The organism is Pandoraea sputorum (assembly GCF_000814845.2).
GTDB classification, from domain to species: domain Bacteria; phylum Pseudomonadota; class Gammaproteobacteria; order Burkholderiales; family Burkholderiaceae; genus Pandoraea; species Pandoraea sputorum.
In genome coordinates, this window is record NZ_CP010431.2 from 1,485,155 (window position 1) to 1,510,476 (window position 25,322).

The following is a 25,322-nucleotide window of genomic DNA, read 5'->3' on the forward strand; positions in this document are numbered from 1 at the left end:
TCAGATCAACTCGATGCCCGGCAACGTCAGCAGACTCGTCTCGCGCATGATCGAGACGAATTCGCCGATGTAGGGGCGCACTGTCGTCGCGGGTAGTGTGGCGGCCCACAGTTCGGCCGTCAGCCCTTGCGGTGTGATGGGCCGCGCACTCACGTAACGACGCTCCAGATAGCCGGTGATCGCCCACAGCGGCAGCGCGGCCAGCCCGCGACGGCTCGCGACCAGTTGCAGGATCGCCACCGTCAACTCGGTCGTGCGGCGTGTCGGCTCAATGCCCGCCGGGCGTAGCACCTGTCGCACGATGTCGAGCATGTCGTCCGGCACGGGATAGGTGATGAGCGTCTCGTCACGGAAATCTTCGGCGTCGACATGCGACTTGGCGGCAAGCGGGTGGTCGTTCGCCATGAGCGCCATCATCTGAAAGCGGAACAACGGATGGAAGTCCACCGCTTCGCCTTCCTCGTGCTCGGAGATGATCGCCAGATCCGCGCGGTCCTGATGCAGCAGCCCGATCGGGTCGGCATGAAAGCCCGACACGATGTCCAGTTCCACTTCCGGCCAGCGTTGACGAAACGCATCCATCGCGGGCATCAGCCAGTCGAAGCAGGTATGACATTCCACGGCGATACGCAACGTCCCCTGCGTGCCCTGTGCGAGTCGGGTGAGATCACGCCCCGCTTCGTCGACAGCGGGCACAACGTCTTCCGCGAGCGCGAGCAAGCGTTTCCCCGCTGGGGTGAACACGAGCGGGGCCGACTTGCGCACGAACAGCGGCAAGCCGTAGAAATCTTCCAATGCCTTGATCTGATGTGACAGGGCGGATTGCGTCAGGTGAAGCCACAACGCCGCGCGAGAGACGCTGCCGGTGTCGCGCAACGCCAGCAGGGTCTGCAAGTGACGAAGTTCGATGGGGGTGCGTTGCATGAATAAAATTAATGAAAAATTTAGAGTTCTTTCTTTTTGATAATACACGTGCGCTCCGGATACTGCCAGAGGCCTGCGCACCTGACCGAATCGGTGTCGGCGCCTTTCACTGGCGCGACAGGTGCTTTGGAAGCGGGGGGGCGCAGCACCTGTCAGGGTTGACAGGTGCGTTATTGCATTGCGTTGACTAGACTGCGCTCCAAATGGCGCGCATGCATGAGAGATACAAGAGACATCAATTGCGCGCCTATGCGGGTGACGGCAAGATAGGCTCGCGGCAACGACTCGGAATTGCAGAGCAGAAGTCGGGAGGTAGCGCATGGAAGAGTTCATTCTCCTTTCGCGCGGTGATCTCGTGCCGCCAGTTTCCGTCGACAGCCGCTATCCAAGGGTGATGATCGACGAGCAGGGAACGCCCGAACGCGCAGCGTTGCACTACGACGGCTGCATGAAGTCGTGGTGCTACGACGGCGAGGAAAAGCGGCGCTTTCTGCCTGTCGACGTACGTCTGGATGTCATAGAGGGCTCGCCGCACTGGTGGAGTGTGCGTGCGGAGGTTCGCTCACCCGTCGCGTCTCACGCGGCGTTCGACGAGTCGCTGCGCCTCACGTTTCGCTCGCACCTGCGCAACGGCACCTACGAAGTCGAGAGTCCGCCGGACGCCGACGTGATGATGATCTATCAATTGACGTTTCGCGATCCGCCCGCTTACCCCGGGCAGGATGTGCACATCACCGTCAGTGCGATGAGCGGCAAAGTGACGTTATGCAACGACCCCGCCAACTTTCTCATGGGCGGGACGTTCGAGGACGTGGTGATTCCGGTGCCCGCGTTGCGGCCGTTGATCGGTGCCGGGCCGCGCTGGCCTTACAAGCTTTGCCTGACCTGCGGATACTTCGAAGTCATGCGGCCGTGACGAGCATCGCCCTCGGCCGCATGACTTCGTCATCGATCAGGCGAGCGCCTTCTCGACGATCTCACGCACGTCTTTCGACAATGCCTGATGCTGCGCCACTTGTTGCAAGGCGTCACGCATACGCTCGCGCAGCGCGGGCGTGTACTTGCGCCAGCGGTCGAGCACGCGTGCCAGCCGTGCAGCGACCTGCGGGTTGAGCGCATCGAGCGCCAGCACCTGCTCGGCCCAGTACTGATAACCCGAACCATCGGTGGCGTGGAACTGCGCCGGATTGCCGCTGCAGAAGCTGAAGATCAGCGAGCGGGCGCGGTTCGGATTCTTCAGCGTGAAGGCCGGATGCCCCATCAACGCGCGCACCGCATCGATTACACAATGGCTGCCGTCGCCACGCTGCATCGCCTGAAGTGCAAACCACTTGTCGATGGCGAGCGGCTCGTTCTCGAAGCGCTGATAAAAGTCCACGAGCGCTTCGGCAGCGTGGTTCGGGCCATGTGCGGCGTCGCCTTCACGTGCCGCACCGCCGCGTTGCACCAGCGCGGTGAGCGCGGAGAAGCGGTCGGTCATGTTATCAGCCGTGTCGTATTGCGTGCGGGCGGTTTGCGCCACACCGGCGTCCGACAGCTCCATCAGATACGAGAGGGCAAGGTTCTTGAGCGCACGCTCACCCGCCGATGCGGCATCGGGCTGATACGGGCCCGGCACACGATGGTTGTGATAGGCCGCGAGCCATTCCGTATGCAGCGATGCGGCCAGACGTTGACGCAGATACTGACGCGCGGCATGAATGGCGGCCGGATCGATCTCCGTCATCTGCTCGCCGAGATACGACTCAGCGGGTAGCGTCAGCGCCTGCGCGCGGAACGCCGGATCGAGCGTTTCGTCGCGCAGCACCTGGCGGAAAGCTTCGAGCACATAGCTGTCCACGCTCGGCAACTGGCCCATCTGGATCGATTCGACGAGGGCGAGCAACTGACGCGTCGCGAGACGCTGCCCGGCTTCCCAGCGGTTGAACGGATCGCTGTCGTGCGCCATCAGGAACGCGAGTTCGTCAATGGTGTACTCGTGTTCGACGATCACAGGTGCCGAGAAGCCGCGCAGCAGCGAAGGCATCGGCGCGTGAGCGACATCGACGAACGTGAAGCTCTGACGCTCCTGCGTGAAGTCGAGCACGCGCGTGGTGGATGCCGGTGCATCGGCCGCTTCACCGTCGAGGCGCAGCACCATGTCGCGGCCGTCGCGATCGAGCAGACCCACGGCGAACGGAATGTGGAAGGGTTGCTTGACGAGCGTTTCGTTCTGCAACTCGACGCCGACCTTCGGGCAACGTTGCGTGAGCGTGAGCGTGTACGTACGGGCCGCTTCGTCGTAGACGGCGTCGACCGTCACACGCGGCGTGCCCGCCTGGCTGTACCAGCGGCCGAACTGCGTGAGGTCGCGCTGGTTGGCGTCGGCCATTGCGGCGCGGAAGTCGTCGCACGTGACGGCCTGACCGTCGTGACGCTCGAAGTACAAGTCCATGCCGCGACGGAAGCCGTCACGGCCGAGCAACGTCTGATACATGCGCACGACTTCGGCGCCTTTCTCGTAGACGGTGACCGTGTAGAAGTTGTTGATTTCGACGTAGCTCTCGGGGCGCACCGGGTGCGCCATCGGACCGGCGTCTTCCGGGAACTGCGCCTGACGCAGCACGCGCACATCGTCGATGCGCTTGACCGCGCGGCCCGACTCGGAACCCATCATGTCGGCGGAGAATTCCTGGTCGCGGAACACCGTCAGGCCTTCCTTGAGACTCAGCTGGAACCAGTCGCGGCAGGTCACGCGGTTGCCGGTCCAGTTGTGGAAGTACTCGTGGCCTACGACCGCTTCGATGTTGCCGAAGTCGTCGTCCGTCGCCGTCGCGGCATCGGCCAGCACGTACTTCGTATTGAAGATGTTCAGTCCCTTGTTCTCCATTGCGCCCATGTTGAAGTCGCTCACGGCGACGATCATGAAGCGATCGAGATCGAGCACACGGCCGAAGCGCTCCTCGTCCCAGCGGATCGAGTTGACGAGCGAATGCATGGCGTGTTCGGTCTTGTCCAGATCCTGCGGCTGCACCCAGACCTGAAGGAGCTTCTCGCGGCCGTCGCCAGCGACGATGCGTTCCTCACGGCAAACCAAACGTCCTGCGACCAGCGCGAACAGATAGCTCGGCTTCTTGAACGGGTCGTCCCAGACGGCGAAATGGCGGCCGTCCGGCAGATCGCCCTTGTCGATCAGATTGCCGTTGGCGAGCAGCACCGGATACACCTCGCGGTCTGCGCGCAGCGTCACGGTGTACGTCGCCATCACATCCGGACGGTCGAGGAAGTAGGTGATCTTGCGGAAGCCCTCGGCTTCGCACTGCGTGAAGAAGTTGCCGCCAGAGACGTACAGCCCCATGAGCGAGGTGTTCTCTTGCGGACGGCAGCGGGTGACCAGCGCGAGTTCGAACGTTTCGGGCGGTGCAACGACGGTGAGTGTTTCTTCGCCGGTGTGGTAACCGGACCAAGGCTTGCCGTCGATTTCGAGGCTGACCAGTTGCAGCCCCTGGCCCACCAGTTCGAGGTCGCCGCCGGGGCCGGCCGGATTGCGGTGTACGCGCAATCGGCTGGTCACGGTGGTCACGTCGGGGGCGAGGTCGAAGTCAAGTTGGACGGTGTCGATCAGATACGCCGGGGGCGTATAGTCGGAACGTTGGATGACACCTGCGAGGTCGGTTCTGAGCATGGACGGTAATGTGCGGACGGCCAAGGATTCACAAATTGTAACGGAGTGGCGCGCGCTTAGTGTCCGAGCCGCTAATTTGCTGAATTTTCGTTCAACGCAACCGTCAAACGAATCGGATGTGCGCGAGATGCCGTCCTATGCTTAAATCGTCGCAACATAATGACCAATGAGGCTGATGAGGCGCAGCGGCGCCGAGGCGTCTACAGCGGGTATCGGAATCGGGAGTACAGAATCATGTGGAAACGATGGGGAATGGCGACGTTGGCCGTCGCCAGCGTGTTGCTGGCCGGATGTGCCAGCACGGTGACCAGTCAGGTCACGGCGTTCGGCACTTCGCCGGGCTTCGAGGGGCCGCGCACGTATGCGCTCACGCGCACCCCCGAGCAGCAGAACAATCAGGAGCATGCGACGTACGAGCAGTGGTTGCGTACGCGTCTCGCGGGGGACGGTTTTAGCGAGCAAAGTCCGTCGAGCGCTCACTATCTGATCGGCATGTCCTACGGCATTACCCAGCAGGTGATGCGCGTGACGGAACCGGCCTACGACCCGATGTTCGCTCCCGGTCCGTGGGGACCTTGGGGGCGTCCGTGGGGCTGGTATGGGTATCCGTACGGCGCGCCGCCAGCGTACGTCCAGCGCGATTACCCGTACGGCCTGGCTGGCTTGCAATTGCGTTTTACGGACCGTCCGACGGGCAAGGAGGTGTATCGCGTGCAGGCTCAGACGAGCGATGCCGGAACGTCGATGGCCTCCGCCATGCCGTTCCTGATCGATGCGGCGCTCAAGCAGCTACCGTTCCCGAGCGGACAAACCGTCAACGTCCAGCAGAAAGTCGGGCAGTAACCTTCCGACGGATGTGACGGATACGAAAAAGACCGGCCGATCCCAGGCCGGTCTTTTTCGTTTACTGCGGTGATTGCGTCGCGATGGCGGGGTGATTACTGCATCAGCGTGATGACGCCGAGCACGAGGAAAATCACGGCCGCCACGGCATGCACGGCGCGGGTCGGCAGGCGTCCCGCGAACTTGTGGCCGACGAGCACGGCAGGCACGTTCGCGAGCATCATGCCGAGCGTCGTGCCCGCTACGACACCGAAGAAGTCCTGATAGCGCGCGGCGAGCATGACCGTTGCGATCTGCGTCTTGTCGCCCATTTCGGCAATGAAGAACGTGATGACGGTCGAGACGAACACGCCGAACTTGCGACGTGTGTTGGCCTCTTCGTCGTCGAGCTTGTCGGGCACGAGAATCCAGATCGCCATGCCGATGAAGGACGCCACGACGGCCCATTTCATGATGGCGGGACTGACGGCCGTCGACAGCCATTCGCCGACCGCCCCGGCAAAGCCGTGGTTGACGAGCGTGGCGACGAAGATGCCGAGAATGATAGGGACTGGCTTCTTGAAGCGCGCAGCGAGCACCAGGGACAACAATTGGGTTTTATCGCCGATTTCGGCAAGCGCGACCACACCGGTCGATACGAGGAATGGGGACACCTTATTTTTCTCCGCCGGGCCGTGAAAACGCGAGCCAATGACAATGCATCCCGGCCCGGGTGGCGGAAGCATCGTCATCGGTCTCGCCAGGCCCGAGGGCTGCGCACGCCATAGCCGGAACCGGCCAAGTTTGTTGACGTACGCCCCTGCCGAAGACTGATGTCTATGACAGGGCGGCTACTCCCCAATGAATCGAGGCGAATTATAGCATCGGCGCAAGGCTATCGCGCAAGCGACGTTTCAATGACGTCGCGTCCGACGGCTGCTCAACGCACAAAAGGTGGCCGTCGGCTGCGTGGAGCAAAAAAGGGTGGCCAACGGCTGCGTGAAATAAAAAAGGGCAGCCATCGGCTGCCCAAGGAGATCCCCGACCGTTTGCCCCTTGCGCACGGTCGGCGACCGCGAGGGCGCGTGCGCCGCCAGAGTGACGACGCTTACGCCTTCGCGTATGACATCAGGCCTGCGGTATGCGCCAACAGACCGGATCGGTGCAACGACTGCGATCGGTGCGTCGGGCCGTAAGGCGCCTAGGCAGCCTGGCGGCGATGGACCGGCTTGCCAGCGGCATACGTCGTGGCAATCGCGCGATCGTCACCGAGCATGGCGAACGCGAACAGCAATTCCTCCAGCGACTCCGCCAGCGCCGTACGACGCGCGAGCAACGATGTCGCCTTCGGATCGAGCACCACGAAGTCGGCTTCGGCGCCCACGGCGAGCGTACCGATGGTGCCGTGCAGATCCAGCGCGTGCGCCGCGCCTTCGGTCGCGAGGTAGAACATGCGTTCGGCCGAGAGGTGGTACCCCGACAGACGCGCGACCTTGTGCGCTTCGTTCATCGTCTGCAGCATCGAGAACGTAGAGCCGCCGCCGACGTCGGTCGCGAGCGTGACCGGCATGCGCGTCGCCTCGGCAGCAGCAAAGTCGAACAGGCCGCTTCCGAGGAACTGGTTGGACGTCGGACAATGCGCTGCCACCGTTCCCGTCTCGAACATACGGCGACGATCATGCTCGTCGAGCCAGATGCAGTGACCGTACACGGCGCGCTTACGCAGCAGCTTGTAGTGATCGTAGACGTCGAGATAGCTGCGATGTCCCGGGAACAGCGAGCGCACCCATTCGACTTCGTCGGTGTTCTCGGCGACGTGACTCTGGATGAACACGTCCTGATACTGTTCGGCGAGTTCGCCGCACACGCCGAGCTGCGCCTCGGTCGAGGTCGGCGCAAAGCGCGGCGTGAGCGCGTACAACTGACGCCCCTTGTTGTGCCAGCGCTGAATCAGCGCTTCACTGTCGCGTGCGCCAGTCTCGGCCGTGTCGCGCAGGAACTCGGGGCAGTTGCGATCCATCATCACCTTGCCCGCGATCATGCGCAGGTTGCGCGAATCGCTTTCCTTGAAGAACGCGTCGGCCGAGCCGGGGTGCACCGTGCAGTACACCAATGCGCTCGTGGTGCCACCGCGCAGCAGTTCGTCGAGGAAGAACTGTGCGACGTCTGCCGCGTATTCCGGATTCTCGAAACGGCGCTCTGTCGGGAACGTGTACTTCTCGAGCCAGGGCAGCAGCCCCGGCGCTGGCGACGCGATCATATCCGTCTGCGGATAGTGGATGTGCGTGTCGATGAAGCCCGGTGTGACGACCTTGTTGCGCAGATCCTCGATGGGCGTACCGGCGGGCAGCGTCGGCGCGACCTTGGCGTAGTCGCCGACGGCCGTGATGCGGCCGTTCTCGAACGCGACGATCCCGTCCGTATGGTGGACGGTGCCCGGCGTGCCATCGAGATAGGCGCGCGCCGGATCGTGCGTGAAGTAGACCAGTTGCGCGCGTACGGCGCGCAGAGCCTGCGTCGTCGTGTTTGTGGTGGACATTAGCGGGGTCCTTGAGTCGTTACATTTGCGTGAGCAGCAGCACCGCGAGCGCGGCGACGATCCACATCGCAGGCTTGATTTCCTTGATGCGTCCCGTGAACAGCTTGAGGACGACGAAGGCAAGGAAACTGTAGGCGATGCCGTCGGTAATCGAATACGAAATCGGAATCATCACGAGCGCGATGAAACTCGGAATCGCTTCGTCCATGCGATGCCATTCGATGCGCGCCACAGATTCCATCATAAACACACCGACGAGAATCAGCGCCGGGGCCGTGGCGATGGCAGGCACGAGCGAGAGCATCGGCGACAGGAACAGGAACGGCAGGAACAGCAGCGCGCAGACGACAGCAGTCAGGCCCGTGCGGCCGCCCTGTGCGATGCCCGCCGCCGACTCGATGTAAGCGTTTGCCGGGCTCGTGCCGAGCGGGCCGGAGATCAGCACCGAGAACGAGTCGACGATCATGGCCTGACGCATGTTGCGCGGATTGCCGTCGCGATCCTTCATGTTGCCAGCTTCGGCAATGCTCATGAAGGTCGAGAGGGTATCAAAGAACGCCGTGAAGAGCATCACGAAGATGAACGGCATGTACGCCACCTTCAGCGCGCCCAGCAAGTCGAGCTGGCCGATGCCAGAGAAGTCCGGCGCGGCGAAGAAGCCCTGGAAGTTCACCAGCGTGGCTGTCGCGATTTCCTTGGGAAAATAGCCGCTACCGTCGCCCCAGAGGCGGCCGATGGGCACGGCCATGAGGGTGGTGACGACGATGCCGATCATCAGCGCGCCGTTCACGCGGCGTGCGACGAGCACGGTCGTGAGCGCCAGACCGATGAGGAACGTGACGGTCGGCGGCGACAGGTGCGCCAGACGCACGACCGTGACCGGGTCGCTGACCACGAGCTTCGCGTTGACCAGCCCGATCACCGTGATAAACAGGCCGATGCCGCACGAGATCGCGTAGCGCAGGTTCGCGGGAATCGCTTCGACGACGAAGCGTCGCACGTTGAGCGCGGCGAGCAGCGCGAACAGAATGCCCGACCAGAACACGCAGCCCAGTGCCGTCTGCCAGGGCATGCCCACGCCGTGCACCATCGTGAAGGCGAACAGGGCGTTCAGACCCATGCCCGGCGCAACCAGCACCGGATTGCGCGCGTAAAGCCCCATCGCACAGCTGCCGAAGAAGCTGATGAGCACGGTAGCGGTGAGTGCTGCAGGGAAGGCCATACCCGTCTTCGACAGAATGGCCGGATTCACGACGATGATGTACATCGCCGCGAGGAAAGTCGTGATACCCGCTATCACTTCGGTGCGGAAGGTGGAGCCGAGCGCCGTGATGCCGAAATAGCGGTCGAGTGTCGACGTCGGCTGCGCGCCCGCCACGCGCGTGGTGTCGTGTGCTGCGTCCGGTGCAGCCGGGGCTACATCCAGCGTTGCCGCTGCTGCATTACTCGCCGGGGGGCTGAGCGATGAGTCCATGGGGTGTTGTCTCCGATATTTTCTATGTGATGAGCGCCCGGCGTTGCGCGGTGTGGGGGCACCTCGCGACGTGTATCAGGGCACGCTCGAAAAATAGCATCGGGTCCCGGCGAAAATATTCCTTATGGGGAATGTTCGACATCATCGGGAGGTAATGTGACAACGCGCCCACACGTCGATTTACGTCGCGCAGGCACAAAAAAACGCCCGAATGATTCGGGCGTTTGACGTCGGGCGAAGCTAACGAGCGATCAGGCGGTCTGTGCAGCCCGGAACCGGTCCAGTTCGCCGACCAGACGGCGCTTCTCGCTGTCGTCGATGAACGAGGCTTCAAAGCTGTTCCTTGCCATCGTGTAAGCGTCGTCCAGCGTCATGTCGAGCGCGTCGAACGTCGCGAGGAAGTTCTCGTTGAGATAGCCGCCGAAGTAAGCGGGATCGTCCGAGTTGATCGTCACGGCCAGCCCGCGTTTGAGTAGTTGGTGCAGCGTGTGCTGGCCCATGTGATCGAACACTTTGAGACGCACGTTCGAGAGCGGGCACACGGTCAGCGCGATCTTCTCGCGCGCCAGACGATCGAGCAGCGCTTCGTCTTCGATGGCGCGCACGCCATGATCGACGCGCTCCACGCGCAACATATCCAGGGCTTCGTGAATGTACGCGGGCGGACCTTCTTCACCGGCATGCGCCACGATACGCAACCCGAGCGCACGGCAGCGCTCGAAGACACGCGCGAACTTGTTGGGCGGGTGCCCCTGTTCCGACGAATCGAGCCCCACACCCACGAGACGATGACCGTGGCTGTTGAAATACGGCAGTGCCGTTTCCAGCGTTTGAAGTGCATCCTCCTCGGGCAGGTGGCGCAGGAAGCACAGAATCAGGCGACTGGTGATGCCTTGCTGCGTTTCGGCTTCGGCCAGCGCGCGTTCGATGCCGTTCACGACGGTGGCCATCGACACACCGCGCGACGTATGCGTTTGCGGGTCGAAGAAGATTTCCGTGTGACGGATGTTGTCGGCGGCGGCGCGCTCCATGTAGGCGCGCGTCATGTCGTAGAAATCGTCTTCGGTGAGCAGCACGCTCGCGCCGGCGTAGTAGATGTCCAGAAAGGACTGGAGGTCGGTGAAGGCGTACGCGTCGCGCAGGGCTTCGACGCTCGGATACGACAGCTTCACCTGATTTCGCTCCGCAAGGCGGAAGATCAGTTCGGGCTCCAGCGTGCCCTCGATGTGCAGATGCAGCTCCGCCTTGGGCATGGCGCAAAGGGTCTTGGCGAGTTCTGGCGTGAGGGGCATGGCGTGTCTTCTTGGGGGGAGATGGGCGGGATTTTACCGTCGCAGGCGTTTGTCGTGCATTGGCGCGTCGGGCGGCCGCTCCGGTGCCGGGGGAGACGGGGCAAACGGCGCCGCGTCTCAGGCAGGAACACCGCTGTCCTGTGCCCCGGCCGGTGCACTCTGACGCATCTGTTGTTCCCGCACGCGCAGCAGCTGTGCGGTCACGGCAATCGCAATCGTCGCGGGCGCTTTGCCGGAGATGCCTGCCACGCCGATGGGGCAGATCATCTGCTCGAAGCGCTCGGGCGGCACACCCCGGTCGCGCAGACGATGCTCGAACTGGCGGCGCTTGGTCATCGACCCGATCAGCCCGAAATAGGCGAAATCGTCCCGTTTGAAGATCTCCTCGCACAGACGCTGGTCGAGCGCATGGTTGTGCGTCATGACGAGGAAGAACGCGCCCGGCGGCGCTTCGGTGACGACGGCCTCGGGGGTGTCGGTGGATTCGACGACGGTGTTCGGCGGCACCGTCTCGGGGAACGTTTCGGTGCGTTCGTCGGCCCACGTGACACGGCACGGCAGCGTGGCGAGCACCTGCACGATGGCCTGTCCGACGTGTCCCGCACCGAATAGCACGATGTGAAAATCGCTCGGCGCGAGACGCTCGCTCAGCCATAGCCAGCCGTCGCTGCCTTGCCAGAAGGAGCAGGCAGCATCGTCGGCGTCGCGGGTGAGGGTGTGCGGGTGGGCGAGAGGCTCGTCGGCGTCGAGTTCGGTCAGCATGACCGGCCCGCCCTGATGCTGGCTGGCGGCGGCGTCTGCGCCGGGCGCCCCGAAAGCTACGCTGCGCAGGCTCGCTTCACCGGCCGCCAGACGCTTGTGCAACGCGCTCACCCAGGCCAGATCGCTCAGTGTGAGCACTTCGAAGGCAAGGGTGACGGCACCGCCGCAGCACTGGCCGAGGCTCGGGCCAAGGGCGAAGCGCTCGACGTGACGCGCGCCTTGCTGTCCGTACTGACGCAGCAACTGGCGGGCGACGTCCATCGCCCGCCATTCGAGATGACCGCCGCCGATGGTCTCCCACACATGCTCGCGCGTGACGAGCAGATGGGTGCCCGCTTCGCGCGGCGCAGAACCCTCCACGCGCGCGATCGTCACCAATACGGCGGCTTCACCGCGTACGAGCAGCTTGTGGGCGGCGTCGACCCAGCGATGCATCAGGCGGCGCTCCGTGCGCGCAACTCGGTGATCGCCATGAGCAACGCCTCGGACGTGGCCGGGGCGTTCAGCACCGGTTCGTCGCGATAGTCGTTCACGCTGGCCACGGCGTCACGCAACGCATTGAAGACCGAGAACGGCAGCAACAGAGGCGGTTCGCCGACCGCTTTGGAGCGGTGGATCGAGTCCATCACGTTGGCATTCTCGAACAGGTTCACGCGAAAGTCCGTCGGGCAATCGCTGATGCTGGGGATCTTGTAGGTGGAAGGGGCGTGCGTCATGAGCTTGCCGTCCTTGTTCCACCACAGTTCTTCCGTCGTCAGCCAGCCCATGCCCTGAATGAACGCGCCTTCGACCTGTCCGATATCGAGCGCCGGGTTGATCGACTTACCGGCGTCGTGCAGCACGTCGGCGCGCAGCAGACGCCACTCGCCGGTGAGCGTGTCGAGAATGACTTCCGAGACCGCAGCGCCGTACGCGAAGTAGTAGAACGGGTTGCCGTTCATCGTCTTGGCATCCCACGACAGGCCCGGCGTGGCGTAAAAGCCGTCCGACCAGAGTTGCACGCGCGCCCAGTAGGCGGCCTCCACGAGATCGGGGAAGGGGATGTGATTCCCGTTCGCACTGACGATATCGTTGGCGAACGTCACTTCGTCGGCGGCGCAACCGTACTTCGTTGCCGCGAACTCTGCCAGACGCTGACGGATTTGCCACGCAGCGTTCTGCGCAGCCTTGCCGTTCAGGTCTGCGCCGGTCGACGCTGCGGTGGCCGATGTGTTCGCGACCTTGGTCGTGTCGGTCGCCGTGACGCGCACGTGCGAGAGGTCGACGCCCAACTCATGCGCCACGACCTGCGCGACCTTGGTGTTCAGGCCCTGACCCATCTCCGTGCCGCCGTGGTTCACGAGCATGGAGCCGTCGCGGTAGACGTGCACGAGTGCACCGGCCTGATTGAAGGCCTGCACGTTGAACGAGATTCCGAACTTGAGGGGGGTGAGCGCAAGGCCCTTGCGCAGTACGGGACTTGTGCGGTTGAACGCCTGCACGGCGTCGCGACGCGCGCGATAGTCGCTCGTCTGTTCCAGCTCGGCGACCAGCTCGTGAATGATGTTGTCCTTGACGAGTTGCCCGTACGGCGTGGTATTGCGCTCGGTCTTGCCGTAGAAGTTCACGCGGCGCACGTCGAGGGCGTCGCGGCCCAGACGTCGTGCAATGGCGTCCTGCACCACTTCCATGATGAGCGCACCCTGCGGGCCGCCAAAGCCCCGGAAGGCGGTGTTCGACTGCGTGTTCGTCTTGCCGCACAGGGCGCGCAGATCGGCGTCCGGTACGAAGTAGGCGTTGTCGAAGTGGCAGATGGCGCGCGTGGCGACCGGGCCGGACAGGTCGGCCGAGAAGCCTGCGCGCAGCGTCATGTCGACCTTCGCGCCGGTGATGCGGCCCTCGTTGTCGAAACCGACGTCGTATTCGAAGTAGAACCCGTGACGCTTGCCCGTCATCATGAAGTCGTCGTCACGATCCAGACGTAGCTTGACGGGGCGCTTCAGGCGCGACGCGCACAGCGCGGCCACGCACGCGAACAGGCCAGATTGCGATTCCTTGCCACCGAAGCCGCCGCCCATGCGTCGGCACTCGACGTGCACCTGGTGGCTATGCCAGCCCAACGCGTGGGAGACGAGCGCCTGCATCTCACTCGGGTGCTGCGTCGAGCAATAGATGTGGATGCCGTCGTTTTCCTTGGGAATGGCGTAAGAGATCTGTCCTTCGAGATAGAACTGCTCCTGCCCGTTGCATTCGAACGTGCCGCTGATGCGGTTGGGCGAGGCTTTCAGGGCGGCATCGGCGTCGCCGCGACGCAGTTGCATCGGCGGGAGCACACCCGCGCCAGCGGCCTTGGCGGCCTGCGGCGTGAGGATGGCAGGGAGGTCTTCGTATTCGCCCTTGGCCAGACGTGCGGCGCGACGGGCGGCGTCGTGCGATTCGGCGACCACGGCGAACATCGGCTGGCCGATGTACTGGACGACACCGTCCGCGAGGATCGGATCGTCGTGGATGACCGGGCCGCAGTCGTTCACGCCCGGGATGTCGGCGGCGGTAAGCACGGCGATGACACCCGGTGCCCGGCGCACGGCGTCGAGATCGAGCGAGAGAACGCGCGCATGTGCCTTGGGCGACGGGCCGAGCGCGCAGTGCAGCGTGCCTTGCAGCTCGGGAATGTCGTCGGTGTAGGTGGCTTCGCCAGCCACGTGAAGCTCGGCCGACTCATGCGGACGCGAGCGGCCAACCTGAGCAGCGGTCTGTGCGGTCTGCGTCATGAAGCCTTCGACTTGCGTGTTCATGGGCGGCTCCGGTTAGACGTTGGCGAACGCGTTGACTTCGTGCGCCGCAAGCGGCGCGTCGTTGCGCGTTTCCAGGAAAAAACGATACAGCAGATTTTGCGCACCGGCCAGTCGGTAAGTACTCGTCGCGCGCATGTCCGAGAGCGGCTGGTAGGCCGTCGGCAGCGCGGCCATGGCGGCCCGCACGGTCGCTTCCGTCCACGGCTGGCCGTTCAGCGCGGCTTCGATGGCGCTGCCGCGCTTGGGCGTCGCTGCCATGCCGCCGAAGGCGATACGCGCCGAACGCACGGTGTCGCCGTCGAGTTCGACCGCAAACGCGGCGCACACGGCGGAGATGTCCTGATCGAAGCGTTTTGCGAGTTTGTATGTGCGGAAACGTTGCGCCGATGCGGGCAGCGGCACACGAATCCCCTGCACGAATTCGCCCGCTTCGAGGGCGTTCTTCTGATAGGCGATATAAAAGTCTTCAAGTGGCATTTCGCGGACCACACCCTCGCGGTGCAGCACGATACGCGTGCCGAGCACGATCAGCGCGGGCATCGAGTCACCGATGGGCGAGCCGTTCGCGACGTTGCCGCCCAGCGTCCCGGCGTTGCGGATCGGGAACGAGGCGAAGCGCTGACGCAGCTCGGCCAGATCCGGATAGTGGTTGACGAGTGCATCGAACGCATCGTTGAGCAAGGCTCCCGCACCGATATAGATGCCGTTCGGGCCCTCGGAGATCTCACGCAGCTCCGCGACCTGGCCGATGTAGATCAGATGCTTCAAATCGCGGAATTGCTTCGTCACCCACAAGCCGACATCGGTGCTGCCAGCGAGAATGCGTGCGTCCGGATAAGCGGCGCGCAGACGGCCCAGTTCGGCCAGCGTGCGCGGTGCGTGGAAGACGTGACCGTCGTGCTCGTATGAGAGCGTGTCGCCGCGTTGCAACGCCTTCAACTGCTCGGCAAGCGCCTTGCGGTCGAATTCGTGACGCGGCAGGTCGTACATCTTCTGGGCGGCGTCGACGATGGGGCGATAGCCCGTGCAACGGCACAGGTTGCCCGACAGGACGTCGTCGATCTCGCGGCGGCTCGGGCAGCCCGCTTCTACCGGACGGTTCAGATACATGGCCCACAGCGACATCACGAAGCCCGGCGTGCAGAAACCGCACTGAGAGGCATGGCAATCCACCAGCGCCTGCTGCACCGGGTGCAACGTGCCGTCGGCATGGCGCAGGTCTTCGACCGTGAAGAGCGCTTTGCCGTCGAGCGTGGGCAGGAACTGGATGCAGGCGTTGACCGCGCGCAGCGCCACATTGCCATCGTCGGCCAATTCGCCGATCACGACCGTGCAAGCGCCGCAGTCGCCCTCGGCACAGCCTTCTTTGGTGCCGGTGCAGTGCAGGTCTTCGCGCGTGTACTGAAGCACGGTGCGGGTCGTGGCTTCGCCAGTGACCTCGTGCACCTTGCCGCGGTAAAAGAAGCGGATGGCTTGTGTCTCCATGATTCTCAGTGTAGTGCAGTGCAATTGTGGACGTGCCGACGTTGCCGTATGGGTCTTATTAACGACCGGCGTGGGGATGAGCCGAAGATAGCACTGGCGGCACAGGGAAATATTTCGCCGTCATGATGATGGCTATTCGGACGCCCCGATGACCCGGCATTGTCATAAACTACGGCTCAACCCGCCGTTTTCCGGTCTTCAACACGCCTTCAGAGTGCCCCTGCACATGCAAAGACCCCGCGAACAGATCGACGCCTACCTGCTGCGGGTACTCCATACGCTGCTCACAGAGCAAAGCGTGTCGCGCGCCGCGCTCAAGCTCGGCCAGTCGCAGCCGGCCATCAGCAACTCGCTGCGACGCCTGCGCGAGATCACGGGCGACGCCATTCTGGTGCGCGGCAAGAGTGGCATGGTGGCCACCGAGCGCGGTCGAGAACTGTTGGGCTACGCCACCGACGCGCTCGCCGCCATCGAACGCATTACGCATCCGACCACGGAATTCGCGCCACAGACCACCACACGGGCATTCCGGCTCGGTGCGCCGGACTACCTCGACGCCGTTTTTCTCCCCAACATCGCCGAAGTACTGCGTCGCGACGCGCCGTCGGCTCGTCTGCACGTGCAACCCATCAACGCCGGTTTCGACTATGCAGGCGCGCTGGAAAACGGCTCGCTCGATGTGGTGATCGGCAACTGGCTGGAACCGCCGCCGCAGTTGCATATGTCGCGTTTGTTCGACGACGAGGTGGTTTGCATGCTCGGCGCACAGCATCCGCTGGCCAGCAAGGGCATCTCGCTCAAGCACTACCTGGAATTGCCGCACCTCGCGCCGATGCCGTATGTGGCCGAGCGTCAGAGCTTCATCGATGGTTTTCTGGCCGAGCAGGGCCTGCGTCGCAATATTCAGATGACGATGCCGTACTTCGGGCTTGTACCTTACGTGCTGATGCGCACCGATCTGGTGTTCACGACGGGGCGTCAGTTTGCGCAGCATTACGCGCGCTATCTGCCGATCCGCGTGGTGCCGTCGCCGGTCAACTTCCCACCGATGCGCTTCTACCAACTCTGGCATGAACGCACGCACGCAGCCCCCGAGGTGACGTGGCTGCGGCGGCGGATCGCGGAAGTGGCCACTGAACTCGACGCAGCCAGTGGCGCAGGAGAGCCGACACCGGCGCTGGTGCGGCCTTAACCACGTTCGCACGTCCGCCAAAAAGCCAACGGCCGTCGCCCTGAGGGGCCGACGGCCGTTGTGCGTTTGGGAGCGCCGCCGGGTGCGCCGAGTGCGTTAGCGCAGCGAAATGGCACGGCGCGGCCGATGCAGCGCCAGCGCGAGGAAGATGACGACGAATGCCGCGAGCGACCACATCGGCAACGTCAGGCCGAGGATCGGCGGATACATCGTCTGGCACATGCCCTGCACCTGGAAGACCTGCGGCAACAGGCGCGAGGTCGGCAGCGCGTCCACAAACCCTTCGACGACGTCGTAACCGCAGCTCACCATCGGATTGGCCTGCACGTAGATGAGATACGCGGACGCGGCCATCCCGCCAATCGCGGAGAGCGCAGCGAGCACGCGCGCCACCTTGATTCCCGCCCAGTTGCGCGAGACCGCACCGACCAGCCCGAAGATCGCAATCAGCACGAGCGCATAGCGCGCGAGAATGCACAGCGGACACGGGTCTTCGTGAAGCACGTACTGGAAGTACAGTGCTCCGCCCAGCAAGGCGAGGCAAACCACGGTGAGCAGGAGATAAAGCAGACGTTCGCGGCGAAAAGCCGGGTCGAGTTGAGCGTTCATTTCACTTCAGGCGGTAGGCCATCACGAATCCCACGGATCCCGCTATTCCCCGCATGACGCCGGGCGGCAGGCACTTGGGCTGGGATTGTAACCCCAGCCCGATTCGCATGTGAGATGAAAAATTACGGGATTTTTCGGAACTTTCCACCGAAAAATCGGACGTTTGCGCGCATTTCTGTACGAAATCGTCCGAAAGTTGAGGATTGCGCTCAGCGGGCCGGGCGCAGGGCCTGCTCGATGGCGCGGGCGACCGGGAACAGACGCGCGTCGTCGCCCGCAGCACCGCTGACCATCAAGCCGATTGGGGCTTCACCCTGCGCCTGGCACGGCAGCGAGAAGGCGCACCCGTCGATCATGTTGATGGCCGTCGGGTTGCGCAGCACAAGGGCGTTGGTGGCGGTGAAGGTTTCGTCGCTGGCTTCGAGCGGTGCGATGGCCGGCGGCGTGAGCGGCGCGGTCGGGCACAGCACGGCGTCGAAGCTTTGCCACACGGGGTTCGCGGCTGCGATGAGCGCGGCGCGGGCGTTCAGCAGATCGATGTAGTCGGCCGCGCCTGCCGGTTCGCCCTTGCGAATGCGCACCAGCACGCGCGGGTCGTAGCCGTGCGCCCGCTCGGCCAGCAGCTTGCGATGCCATGCGTACGCTTCGATGGGCGAGAAACCGAAGCGGTTGATCGCGGGCAGGGTGTCGAACGGTGCGAATTTGAACTCGACGAGCGTTGCACCTGCCTTGGCGAGCGTGGCAAGGGCGCGCTCGTAGATGGCGAGCGCTGCGGGCTCTGCGCCGTCGAGCACGAAATTCGTCAAGACACCGAAGCGCATGCCACGAAGGTCGCGCGGTGCGGCCGGTGTTTCATTTGGGACGTTGCCCGACAGAATCGCATCGACCCACGCGCAGCAATCGACCGAGCGGCCGATGGGGCCGACGGAGTCAAGCGTGGTCGAGAGCGGCAGGGCACCGTCTCGCGGCGTACGCGAAGCCGTCGGCTTGAAGCCGGTCAGGCCACAGAACGCGGCCGGAATACGGATCGAACCGCCGGTATCCGTGCCAAGGCCGACGGCGGCCATGCCGTCGGCCACCGAGGCGGCCGCGCCTGAAGACGACCCGCCCGCGATGTGCCCGACGTCGCGCTGCCACGGTGAGCGCGGCGTGCCGTAATGCGGATTCAGGCCGAGTCCGGAGAAGGCGAACTCGGTCATGTTGGTGCGACCGACGATCACAGCACCTGCCCGACGCAGACGCGCAACGGCCAGTGCGTCGTGCGTGGCCGGGGCGGCGTCGGCGAGCACCGTGGAGCCGGCGCGCGTGACCTGACCCGCTACGTCGAACAGGTCTTTCACCGAGACGGGAACGCCCATCAGCGGCGACAAACGTGCACCGGCGCGGCGCAGGGCGTCGAGGCCGTCTGCGGCGTCGCGGGCGGCCTGTGCGTCGACCTGCGTGAAGACGACACTGCCCTGACCGTCCGGATCGGCGATGCGCGCGAGTGCCTGCTCGGTGAGGGCACGGCTGGTGGTGCGACCTGCGTCGAGCGCGGCGGCGAGGTCGGACAGGGGGCGTTGCAGATCGATGGCGTCGTGGCTCATGTTCAGATCGCTTTCAGAATATGGGTGCGGAATTCTTCGATGTGACGGGCGATCGCCCGTCGGGCGCGTTCGCCGTCATGGGCGGCCAGCGCTTCGTACAGTTCAAGGTGTTCTTCATAGACGCCTTCCAGGTGGCTCGGCGTCGACAAGGCGAGAAACCAGAAGCGCAGCGAGCGCTCGTGCAAGCCGCGCAGCAACTCGGCAAGCGTCTGATTGCGCGAGGCGCGTGAGATCGCCAGATGGAACTCGCGGTCGATGCGCATCATGGCGGCGACGTCGCGCGCTGCGATAGCGTCATGCGAGCGGGCCAACACGGCCTCGATGGCAGCGAGATCTTCCGGCGTTGCCGCGCGGGCGGCCAGCTCGACACAGTACGTCTCGTTGACCATGCGCACATCGATGATTTCGAGTGCGTCGTTCAGCGAGACGGGCGCGACCATGGCCCCCTTGCGCGGCAGAATGACCAACAACCCTTCGAGTGCCAGACGATGCATCGCCTGATGCACGGGCGTGCGTCCCAGTCCCGTCGACTGCATCAATTGCGCTTCGTTGAGCGTCTCGCCGGGGCGCAGACGCAACGTAATGATGTCGTGCTTGATGGCTTCGTAGGCGCGCTCGGTCAGGCTGCGGCCGTCATGAGGCACAGACGGCTCGGGCGGCATGCGGTGGGCGTCGCCCGCGACTTCCGTCGTGCGGGGCTCGAAAAGTGTCTCGTTGGGCATCGGATGGGGCAGTCAGTCGGCAATCGCCAGCGCCTGCGTGGCGTAACGGTGCCGGATCGTGCGGCCGAGGACCGGGTCGTGCAGTTCGATCTCGAACTGCTCGCCGCCCGCCACGCCGCCAATGGCAGCGAGTGTGCCACAGAACATGGCCGCGCCTGCGGGCAAGCCGTCCGGCCCGAGTTTGGCCATCAGTTCCTGCGGCGAGAGCAGACCCGCGACGGTGCCTTCCTGATAAAGACGCCGCTCGCCCTCACGCGTCACCCATGAGCGCAGTTCCAATTGATCCCAATGCGCCGCGACTTCGGCAAAACGCCATGCTTCGCGTGCCACTGGCTTGGCGCAGACCTGCTTGGAGACGGTCACCCCATAGGCTTCGACCTCGCGGTCGGTATGGTCCGAGCCGACGCTTACGAACAGTTCGTCGCCATGACGGACCAGCACGCATTCGGCTTCGCCGCTGCTCGTCTCGCCGACGACGTCGATGGCGTCGTCCTGGGCCAGCAGGGCGGGGGCGAGGCGATAGAAGCAAGGCGTGGTCGACGGACGGCGCACGCCCAGCGCCGCCAGTTCGGCGATGTGGTGCTCGACCGCGTGCCGGTCGCGTCCGGCCCATCCGGCAATGATGAGCGTGTCAATGGAGACATCGATACAAAGGGCAGCGCCGTCACCGGCCACCGTGAAAGACAAACAGGAACTCATACGTCGACCACTCCAGAGAATCACACAGTGAAATTCATTTGATATTTATGTGATATTTCACAAGGAGGCAAGACAAAAATCAAGAAAAAAAATTTCGTGCGATCGTGTGGAAAACGGGAATTTTTTATGAAAACCCCCGTCAATCTTGGGTTGCGCGCGTGTCAGGCCATCGCGTATATTGATTCGGCGCCCGTTTTGGGCCGAATGTTCGTTGGCTTTTCCGTTCCGGTGTCCGAACCGGAGCCCCTCGAAGCGATGGGGCCTGCAACGGGTTCGGCGGCGGGTCCGTCCGGACTTGCAGGGAATCGGGCGAACGAACGCAACGTCTATCAAGCCGGCAGGCAAGCAGCTCATACGCTGCCCACGGTCGGCTTCCCACCTTCATCAAGCATCACGTCTCGTGTTGTCGCTGCGCCTCCCTGGGGGAGACGCGGCGTGTCACCGGCGTGGAGTCAAGAACATCAATATCGGCGCAACGCGCTGCGGGGAGAACGTATCGGATGCATCACGCCATCGACTTCATTCAGGATCTGGCCGTCATCATGCTGCTGGCAGGCATCGTGACGGTCATCTTCAACCGGTTCCGGCAGCCAGTCGTGCTGGGCTACATCGTGGCGGGCGTGATCATCGGGCCGTATACGCCCCCGTTCGCGCTGATACATGACGAGAAGACCATCGGGATCCTTGCCGAACTCGGTGTCGTGTTCCTGATGTTCTCGCTGGGTCTGGAGTTCAGCCTGCGCAAGCTCGCCCGGGTGGGCGTGACGGCGTTCGTGGCGGCGATTACCGAAATCGTGCTGATGCTCTGGATCGGCTACGAGATCGGCCGCTTCTTCGGCTGGAAAGCGATGGATTCGATCTTCCTCGGGGCAATGCTCGCGGTCTCTTCGACCACGATCATCGTCAAGGCGCTCGACGAACTCGGCATGAAGCGCGAGCGTTTTGCGCAACTGATCTTCGGCGTGCTGATCGTGGAGGACGTGCTCGCCATCGGCATGATCGCGTTGCTCTCGGGCATCGCCATCAGCGGTCAGGTCGATGCAGGCGAAGCAACGTTCACGCTGGGCAAGCTGCTGCTGTTCATGGTCGTGTCGCTGGTCGTGGGCATTCTGCTGGTACCGCGCATCCTCGGCTATGTGGCGAAGTTCAAGAGCGACGAAATGTTGCTGGTCGTGGTGCTGGGCCTGTGCTTCGGCTTCTGCCTGCTCGTGATTCAGATGGGCTACAGCGTGGCGCTCGGCGCGTTCCTGATCGGCGCGATCATGGCCGAAGCGCGTGAGTTGCATACGATAGAACGACTGGTCGCGCCGTTGCGCGACATGTTCAGTGCGGTGTTCTTCGTGACCATCGGCTTGCTGCTCGACCCGCATGTGCTGGTCACGTACGTATGGCCGATTCTGTTGATCACGGTGGCGGTGGTGGTCGGCAAGATCGTGTCGTGCGGGCTGGGCTCGTACCTCTCGGGTCAGGACGGCCGCACGTCGATGCGTGTGGGCATGGGGCTGTCGCAGATCGGTGAGTTCTCGTTCATCATCGCTTCGCTCGGCCTGTCGCTGAAGGTGACCAGCGACTTCCTGTATCCCATTGCGGTGGCCGTCTCGGTCATTACCACGCTGCTTACGCCCTATCTGATCAAGGGCGCAGACCCGTTCACCGGCTGGCTGGGCCGCGTGATGCCGGGGCGTCTGTCGTACGTGCTCGGTCAATACACGCAATGGCTGCAAAGCATTCAACTGACGGGCGACAGCGCGGCGCTCGTCACCATCGTGCGTCGTATCGTGGTGAGCGTGGCGATCAATCTGGCGCTCGTCGTGACGATCTTCCTCGGTGGCGCGTTCTTCTATCGTCGTCTTGCCGATCTGATGAAGCCGTGGGTCGCAGACCCGAGTCTGCAAAGTGCGGTGGTCTGGGGCGGGGCACTGGTGCTGTCGCTGCCGTTCCTGATCGCGGTGTACCGCAAGCTCAAGTCGCTGTCGTTGCTGCTGGTGGAGTTGTCGATTCCGCCGAGCCTCACGGGCCGCTATACCTTCGAGGTGCGCCGCGTGGTCGCCGAGATCCTGCCGATTGCCGCGATGGTCGGAGTCATTCTGCTGGTGGCGGCGCTCTCCGCGAGCATTCTGCCGTCGACCGAGATGATCGTGCTGATCGTGGCGGGCACGCTGGTGCTCGGCGTCATTATGCGTAGCTGGTTCGTGCGCATGCACGCCAAGCTTCAGATCGCGCTGAAAGAGACGCTCGAACATCAACCCGATGGCGAGCATGGTGGCGGGGGATCGTCGTCGCACTGAAGGACACGCCACGGTTAAGTCAGCCGTCACGTGAAAAAAGCCCGCCGGGATGCCTCGGCGGGCTTTTTCTTTGGTGCGGCGGGAGGCTTACGCCTTCTTCTGCGGAAAGTCGAAGATCAGGCAGGTGGTGGTGGCGTGAGCATACAAGGTGCCGTCCGGGCCGACGATGCGGCCTTCCGCGATACCGACCTGACGGCCCACCTGAATGACCTTGCCTTCGGCGCGCACGACGGGCACGTCGCGCGTGAGGGCACGGACCATGTTCGTCTTGAGTTCCAGCGTGGTGTAGCTGCGCCCGGCGGGTAGCGTCGAATGGATCGCGCAGGCAACGGCCGAGTCGAGCAACGTGGCGAACCACCCGCCGTGGATCGAGCCGAGCGGGTTGTAATAGGGCAGCGCCGGGCGACCCTGAAACACAGCGCGGCCATTGGAGACTTCCACGGCGATGAAACCGAGCGTCTCACTGATCGGCGGCAACGGCAGCTTGCCGTCGAACATCGCGTCGAAGATTTCCTGGCCGGTCAGGCCGACCACGTCGGACGGCGTTGCGACGCCATAACGCGCCGGACCATTGCGCGTGACGCGTTCGCGCACGGCGGCTTCGTCGGCTTCCCATTGGGCCAGAACGGCGGCGGCTTCCGGTTTGATGCTCATCACGTCTTCCTCGTAACTTTTATGATGCTAGGCAATCGGCTTGTCAGCGATTATAGAAGTCGCGGCGTCCGGATGTGCGTTTCGCGTTAGAGGGAAGCGTCGACCCGTCAGTGACGAGGGCGCCGAGGGCGATGGGGGCACTGGTGGCTCGATGGAAGTGACGCGGCAACGACGGAGTGCGTCGTTGCCGCAGGGGCCATCGCCTTCGGTGATTAGCGGACGGCGTCCGATCAGGCCGCTTGCGCGAGGCTGAGGCGGTAGGTCGCCAGTTCGTCGATGGTGAGAATCGGCAGATCGTGCTGCTTGGCGAAGCGCTCGATATCGGCGCCGCGCGTCATCGTCCCATCCGGATTCATCAGTTCGCACAACACGGCGGCAGGCTTCAGGCCGGCGAGAATCGCCAGATCGACGGACCCTTCCGTGTGACCGCGACGCGTGAGCACGCCGCCCGGCTGCGCGCGCAGCGGGAAGACGTGGCCGGGGCGGGAGAGGTCGGAGGGCTGGGCGTCGTCGGCGATGGCTGCGCGAATCGTGGTGACGCGGTCGGCAGCGGAAACGCCGGTACTCACGCCCTGACGCGCTTCGATCGTCACCGTAAAGGCAGTGCCGTAACGGCTCTGGTTCTGCTCGACCATCGGCGGCAGATCGAGACGGCGCAGCGTCTCGTCCGGCAGACACAGGCAGACGATGCCACTGCATTCGCGGATCAGCATGGCCATCGTGGCGGGCGTGATTTTCTCTGCGGCGACGATCAGATCGGCTTCGTTCTCGCGGTCCAGATCGTCCATCAGAATGACGGGACGGCCTTCGCGCATGGCCGTAAGCGCAGCGGGCAGACGAACTTCCACTGGCGGCAGATCGACGAATGCAGGGTAGGCATGCAGGTCGTCGGTCGAGGCAGTGTCTTGCGAAACAGCTTGGGTATTGCGGGTACTGGTGGACATGAAACGCTCCTCGCGTAAGTCAATCGGGCGAAAAACGTTTTCGGGGCATGCGAACGGACGTCGCCATGGGACGGCATCCCATAGCACGCGGGTATCGACGCATCTTCTCTCATCCGGACTATGACCGTCGGCTCTGGCTTCTCACCAGATCTGCTGACCCTGCCGATGTCGCGAAAGCGACGGTGACAAGCGCTCGCGGGCTCATGACGACGCAGCGAACTGCGTGATGTCACATACCGCCGGTGGGGACTTTCACCCCGCCCTGAAGACGTGTATGCCGTACGAACATTGCGTTGCATTGCGTGTAGTTACGCATTGCGCGGCGTCATGACGTATGCGGCGAGACAAAGCGTAGCACAGGGCGTAAGAGGTCTGCAGGGAAGGCCGCGCGGGGCGCGTGGGATTGCCCATCGGCCACAAGACGCGAAGCGCCTCTTGTGGCCGTGTTTGATGCGGGCTGATGGCGTCGGCTGAGTACGTCGACTGCGTGCGTCTGGCATCCCTCAAACGGAGTTGAAGCCAGACCCGGACGCTGGTCAGCCGTCACTCAATCAGACGCTGGTGCCCTTGACGGTGTAACCGGCGTCGGTGATGGCGGCGCTGACTTGTGCGGGCGACAGGTCGCTTTGGACGTCTACGCGGCCAGCACCCAGATCGACGTTGACCTTCGCGTCCGCATCCAGCTCGGTGATCGCACGCGTGACGGCTTTGACGCAATGGCCGCAGCTCATACCTTCGACTTGGACTTGCATGTTGCTCTCCTTGAAAGACGATTCAATTGACGGTGACACTGATCAGGTAAATGGATCATAGACCTTCCCATAGAGGGAAGCTCAAGCGCTTTTTTCAGACGAATCGCGTGTCGGGTCAGACGTCCCCCAAACATGGCCGG

Annotated in this window: 20 protein-coding genes and 2 riboswitches; of the genes, 4 read left to right on the forward strand and 16 right to left on the reverse strand. The window is 63.6% G+C overall.

Features of this window, described 5'->3' with window-relative positions; all coding sequences use genetic code 11:
• Nucleotides 1-924 (reverse strand): LysR family transcriptional regulator, encoded by a 924-nt coding sequence (locus NA29_RS06740; RefSeq protein WP_039397021.1) that lies wholly within the window; start codon nucleotides 922-924, stop codon nucleotides 1-3.
• A gap of 319 nt (nucleotides 925-1,243) precedes the next feature.
• Between NA29_RS06740 and NA29_RS06745 the strand changes: the two genes are divergently transcribed.
• Nucleotides 1,244-1,840 carry a hypothetical protein gene (locus NA29_RS06745; protein ID WP_039397023.1) on the forward strand — a complete coding sequence of 199 codons (597 nt, stop codon included), beginning with the start codon at nucleotides 1,244-1,246 and terminating at the stop codon, nucleotides 1,838-1,840.
• 36 nt (nucleotides 1,841-1,876) lie between these two features.
• On the opposite strand, the gene pepN is transcribed toward NA29_RS06745, so the two are convergent.
• On the reverse strand, nucleotides 1,877-4,588 hold the full coding sequence (gene pepN / locus NA29_RS06750; protein ID WP_039397026.1) for an aminopeptidase N: 2,712 nt from the start codon (nucleotides 4,586-4,588) through the stop codon (nucleotides 1,877-1,879).
• Between the two features lie 234 nt (nucleotides 4,589-4,822).
• Between pepN and NA29_RS06755 the strand changes: the two genes are divergently transcribed.
• Entirely contained in the window at nucleotides 4,823-5,431 is a 609-nt protein-coding gene (locus tag NA29_RS06755) for a DUF4136 domain-containing protein (RefSeq protein ID WP_039397027.1), read from the forward strand.
• Nucleotides 5,432-5,526: 95 nt separating this feature from the next.
• Here NA29_RS06755 and NA29_RS06760 read toward each other — a convergent pair whose 3' ends face one another.
• The 7 genes from NA29_RS06760 to xdhA all read right to left on the reverse strand — a co-directional run bounded on the left by NA29_RS06760 (nucleotide 5,527) and on the right by xdhA (nucleotide 15,736).
• The gene (locus NA29_RS06760) at nucleotides 5,527-6,084 is read right to left on the reverse strand and encodes a TMEM165/GDT1 family protein (protein WP_039402610.1); all 558 of its coding nucleotides are present in this window, start codon (nucleotides 6,082-6,084) and stop codon (nucleotides 5,527-5,529) included.
• 13 nt (nucleotides 6,085-6,097) lie between these two features.
• A riboswitch (yybP-ykoY riboswitch) is annotated at nucleotides 6,098-6,282 on the reverse strand.
• A 329-nt stretch (nucleotides 6,283-6,611) separates the two neighbouring features.
• A complete protein-coding gene (gene guaD, locus NA29_RS06765) occupies nucleotides 6,612-7,949 on the reverse strand; it encodes a guanine deaminase (protein WP_052252583.1) in 1,338 nt (445 codons plus the stop codon).
• Nucleotides 7,950-7,968: 19 nt separating this feature from the next.
• On the reverse strand, nucleotides 7,969-9,423 hold the full coding sequence (locus NA29_RS06770; RefSeq protein WP_224786867.1) for an NCS2 family permease: 1,455 nt from the start codon (nucleotides 9,421-9,423) through the stop codon (nucleotides 7,969-7,971).
• A 251-nt stretch (nucleotides 9,424-9,674) separates the two neighbouring features.
• On the reverse strand, nucleotides 9,675-10,715 hold the full coding sequence (locus NA29_RS06775) for an adenosine deaminase (protein ID WP_052252584.1): 1,041 nt from the start codon (nucleotides 10,713-10,715) through the stop codon (nucleotides 9,675-9,677).
• Between the two features lie 117 nt (nucleotides 10,716-10,832).
• Nucleotides 10,833-11,912, reverse strand: coding sequence for a xanthine dehydrogenase accessory protein XdhC (xdhC, locus tag NA29_RS06780; protein WP_039397029.1), 1,080 nt, complete (start codon nucleotides 11,910-11,912; stop codon nucleotides 10,833-10,835).
• Nucleotides 11,912-14,251 (reverse strand): xanthine dehydrogenase molybdopterin binding subunit, encoded by a 2,340-nt coding sequence (gene xdhB, locus NA29_RS06785; RefSeq protein ID WP_039397031.1) that lies wholly within the window; start codon nucleotides 14,249-14,251, stop codon nucleotides 11,912-11,914. Before xdhB ends, xdhC begins: the two co-directional genes overlap by 1 nt.
• 12 nt (nucleotides 14,252-14,263) lie before the next feature.
• Complete coding sequence (gene xdhA / locus NA29_RS06790) at nucleotides 14,264-15,736, reverse strand: xanthine dehydrogenase small subunit (RefSeq protein ID WP_039397033.1); 1,473 nt, start codon at nucleotides 15,734-15,736, stop codon at nucleotides 14,264-14,266.
• Between the two features lie 226 nt (nucleotides 15,737-15,962).
• Between xdhA and NA29_RS06795 the strand changes: the two genes are divergently transcribed.
• Entirely contained in the window at nucleotides 15,963-16,928 is a 966-nt protein-coding gene (locus tag NA29_RS06795; protein ID WP_039397035.1) for a LysR substrate-binding domain-containing protein, read from the forward strand.
• Between the two features lie 96 nt (nucleotides 16,929-17,024).
• On the opposite strand, the gene NA29_RS06800 is transcribed toward NA29_RS06795, so the two are convergent.
• The 4 genes from NA29_RS06800 to NA29_RS06815 all read right to left on the reverse strand — a co-directional run bounded on the left by NA29_RS06800 (nucleotide 17,025) and on the right by NA29_RS06815 (nucleotide 20,544).
• A complete protein-coding gene (locus tag NA29_RS06800; protein WP_039397037.1) occupies nucleotides 17,025-17,537 on the reverse strand; it encodes a disulfide bond formation protein B in 513 nt (170 codons plus the stop codon).
• A gap of 209 nt (nucleotides 17,538-17,746) precedes the next feature.
• Complete coding sequence (locus NA29_RS06805; RefSeq protein WP_039397039.1) at nucleotides 17,747-19,123, reverse strand: amidase; 1,377 nt, start codon at nucleotides 19,121-19,123, stop codon at nucleotides 17,747-17,749.
• 2 nt (nucleotides 19,124-19,125) lie between these two features.
• A complete protein-coding gene (locus NA29_RS06810; RefSeq protein ID WP_052253210.1) occupies nucleotides 19,126-19,785 on the reverse strand; it encodes a GntR family transcriptional regulator in 660 nt (219 codons plus the stop codon).
• 72 nt (nucleotides 19,786-19,857) lie between these two features.
• The gene (locus NA29_RS06815; RefSeq protein ID WP_039397041.1) at nucleotides 19,858-20,544 is read right to left on the reverse strand and encodes a DUF2848 domain-containing protein; all 687 of its coding nucleotides are present in this window, start codon (nucleotides 20,542-20,544) and stop codon (nucleotides 19,858-19,860) included.
• 500 nt (nucleotides 20,545-21,044) lie between these two features.
• On the opposite strand from NA29_RS06815, the gene NA29_RS06820 reads away from it, so the two are divergent.
• Entirely contained in the window at nucleotides 21,045-22,832 is a 1,788-nt protein-coding gene (locus tag NA29_RS06820) for a cation:proton antiporter (protein WP_039397043.1), read from the forward strand.
• An 87-nt stretch (nucleotides 22,833-22,919) separates the two neighbouring features.
• Here the strand turns inward: NA29_RS06820 and NA29_RS06825 are convergent, their stop codons facing one another.
• The 3 genes from NA29_RS06825 to NA29_RS06835 all read right to left on the reverse strand — a co-directional run bounded on the left by NA29_RS06825 (nucleotide 22,920) and on the right by NA29_RS06835 (nucleotide 25,182).
• Nucleotides 22,920-23,486 (reverse strand): PaaI family thioesterase, encoded by a 567-nt coding sequence (locus NA29_RS06825; RefSeq protein ID WP_039397045.1) that lies wholly within the window; start codon nucleotides 23,484-23,486, stop codon nucleotides 22,920-22,922.
• Nucleotides 23,487-23,716: 230 nt separating this feature from the next.
• The gene (gene ribB / locus NA29_RS06830) at nucleotides 23,717-24,430 is read right to left on the reverse strand and encodes a 3,4-dihydroxy-2-butanone-4-phosphate synthase (RefSeq protein ID WP_084103516.1); all 714 of its coding nucleotides are present in this window, start codon (nucleotides 24,428-24,430) and stop codon (nucleotides 23,717-23,719) included.
• Between the two features lie 97 nt (nucleotides 24,431-24,527).
• A riboswitch (FMN riboswitch) is annotated at nucleotides 24,528-24,704 on the reverse strand.
• Between the two features lie 277 nt (nucleotides 24,705-24,981).
• Complete coding sequence (locus NA29_RS06835; protein ID WP_039397047.1) at nucleotides 24,982-25,182, reverse strand: heavy-metal-associated domain-containing protein; 201 nt, start codon at nucleotides 25,180-25,182, stop codon at nucleotides 24,982-24,984.
• Nucleotides 25,183-25,322 lie beyond the last annotated feature (140 nt).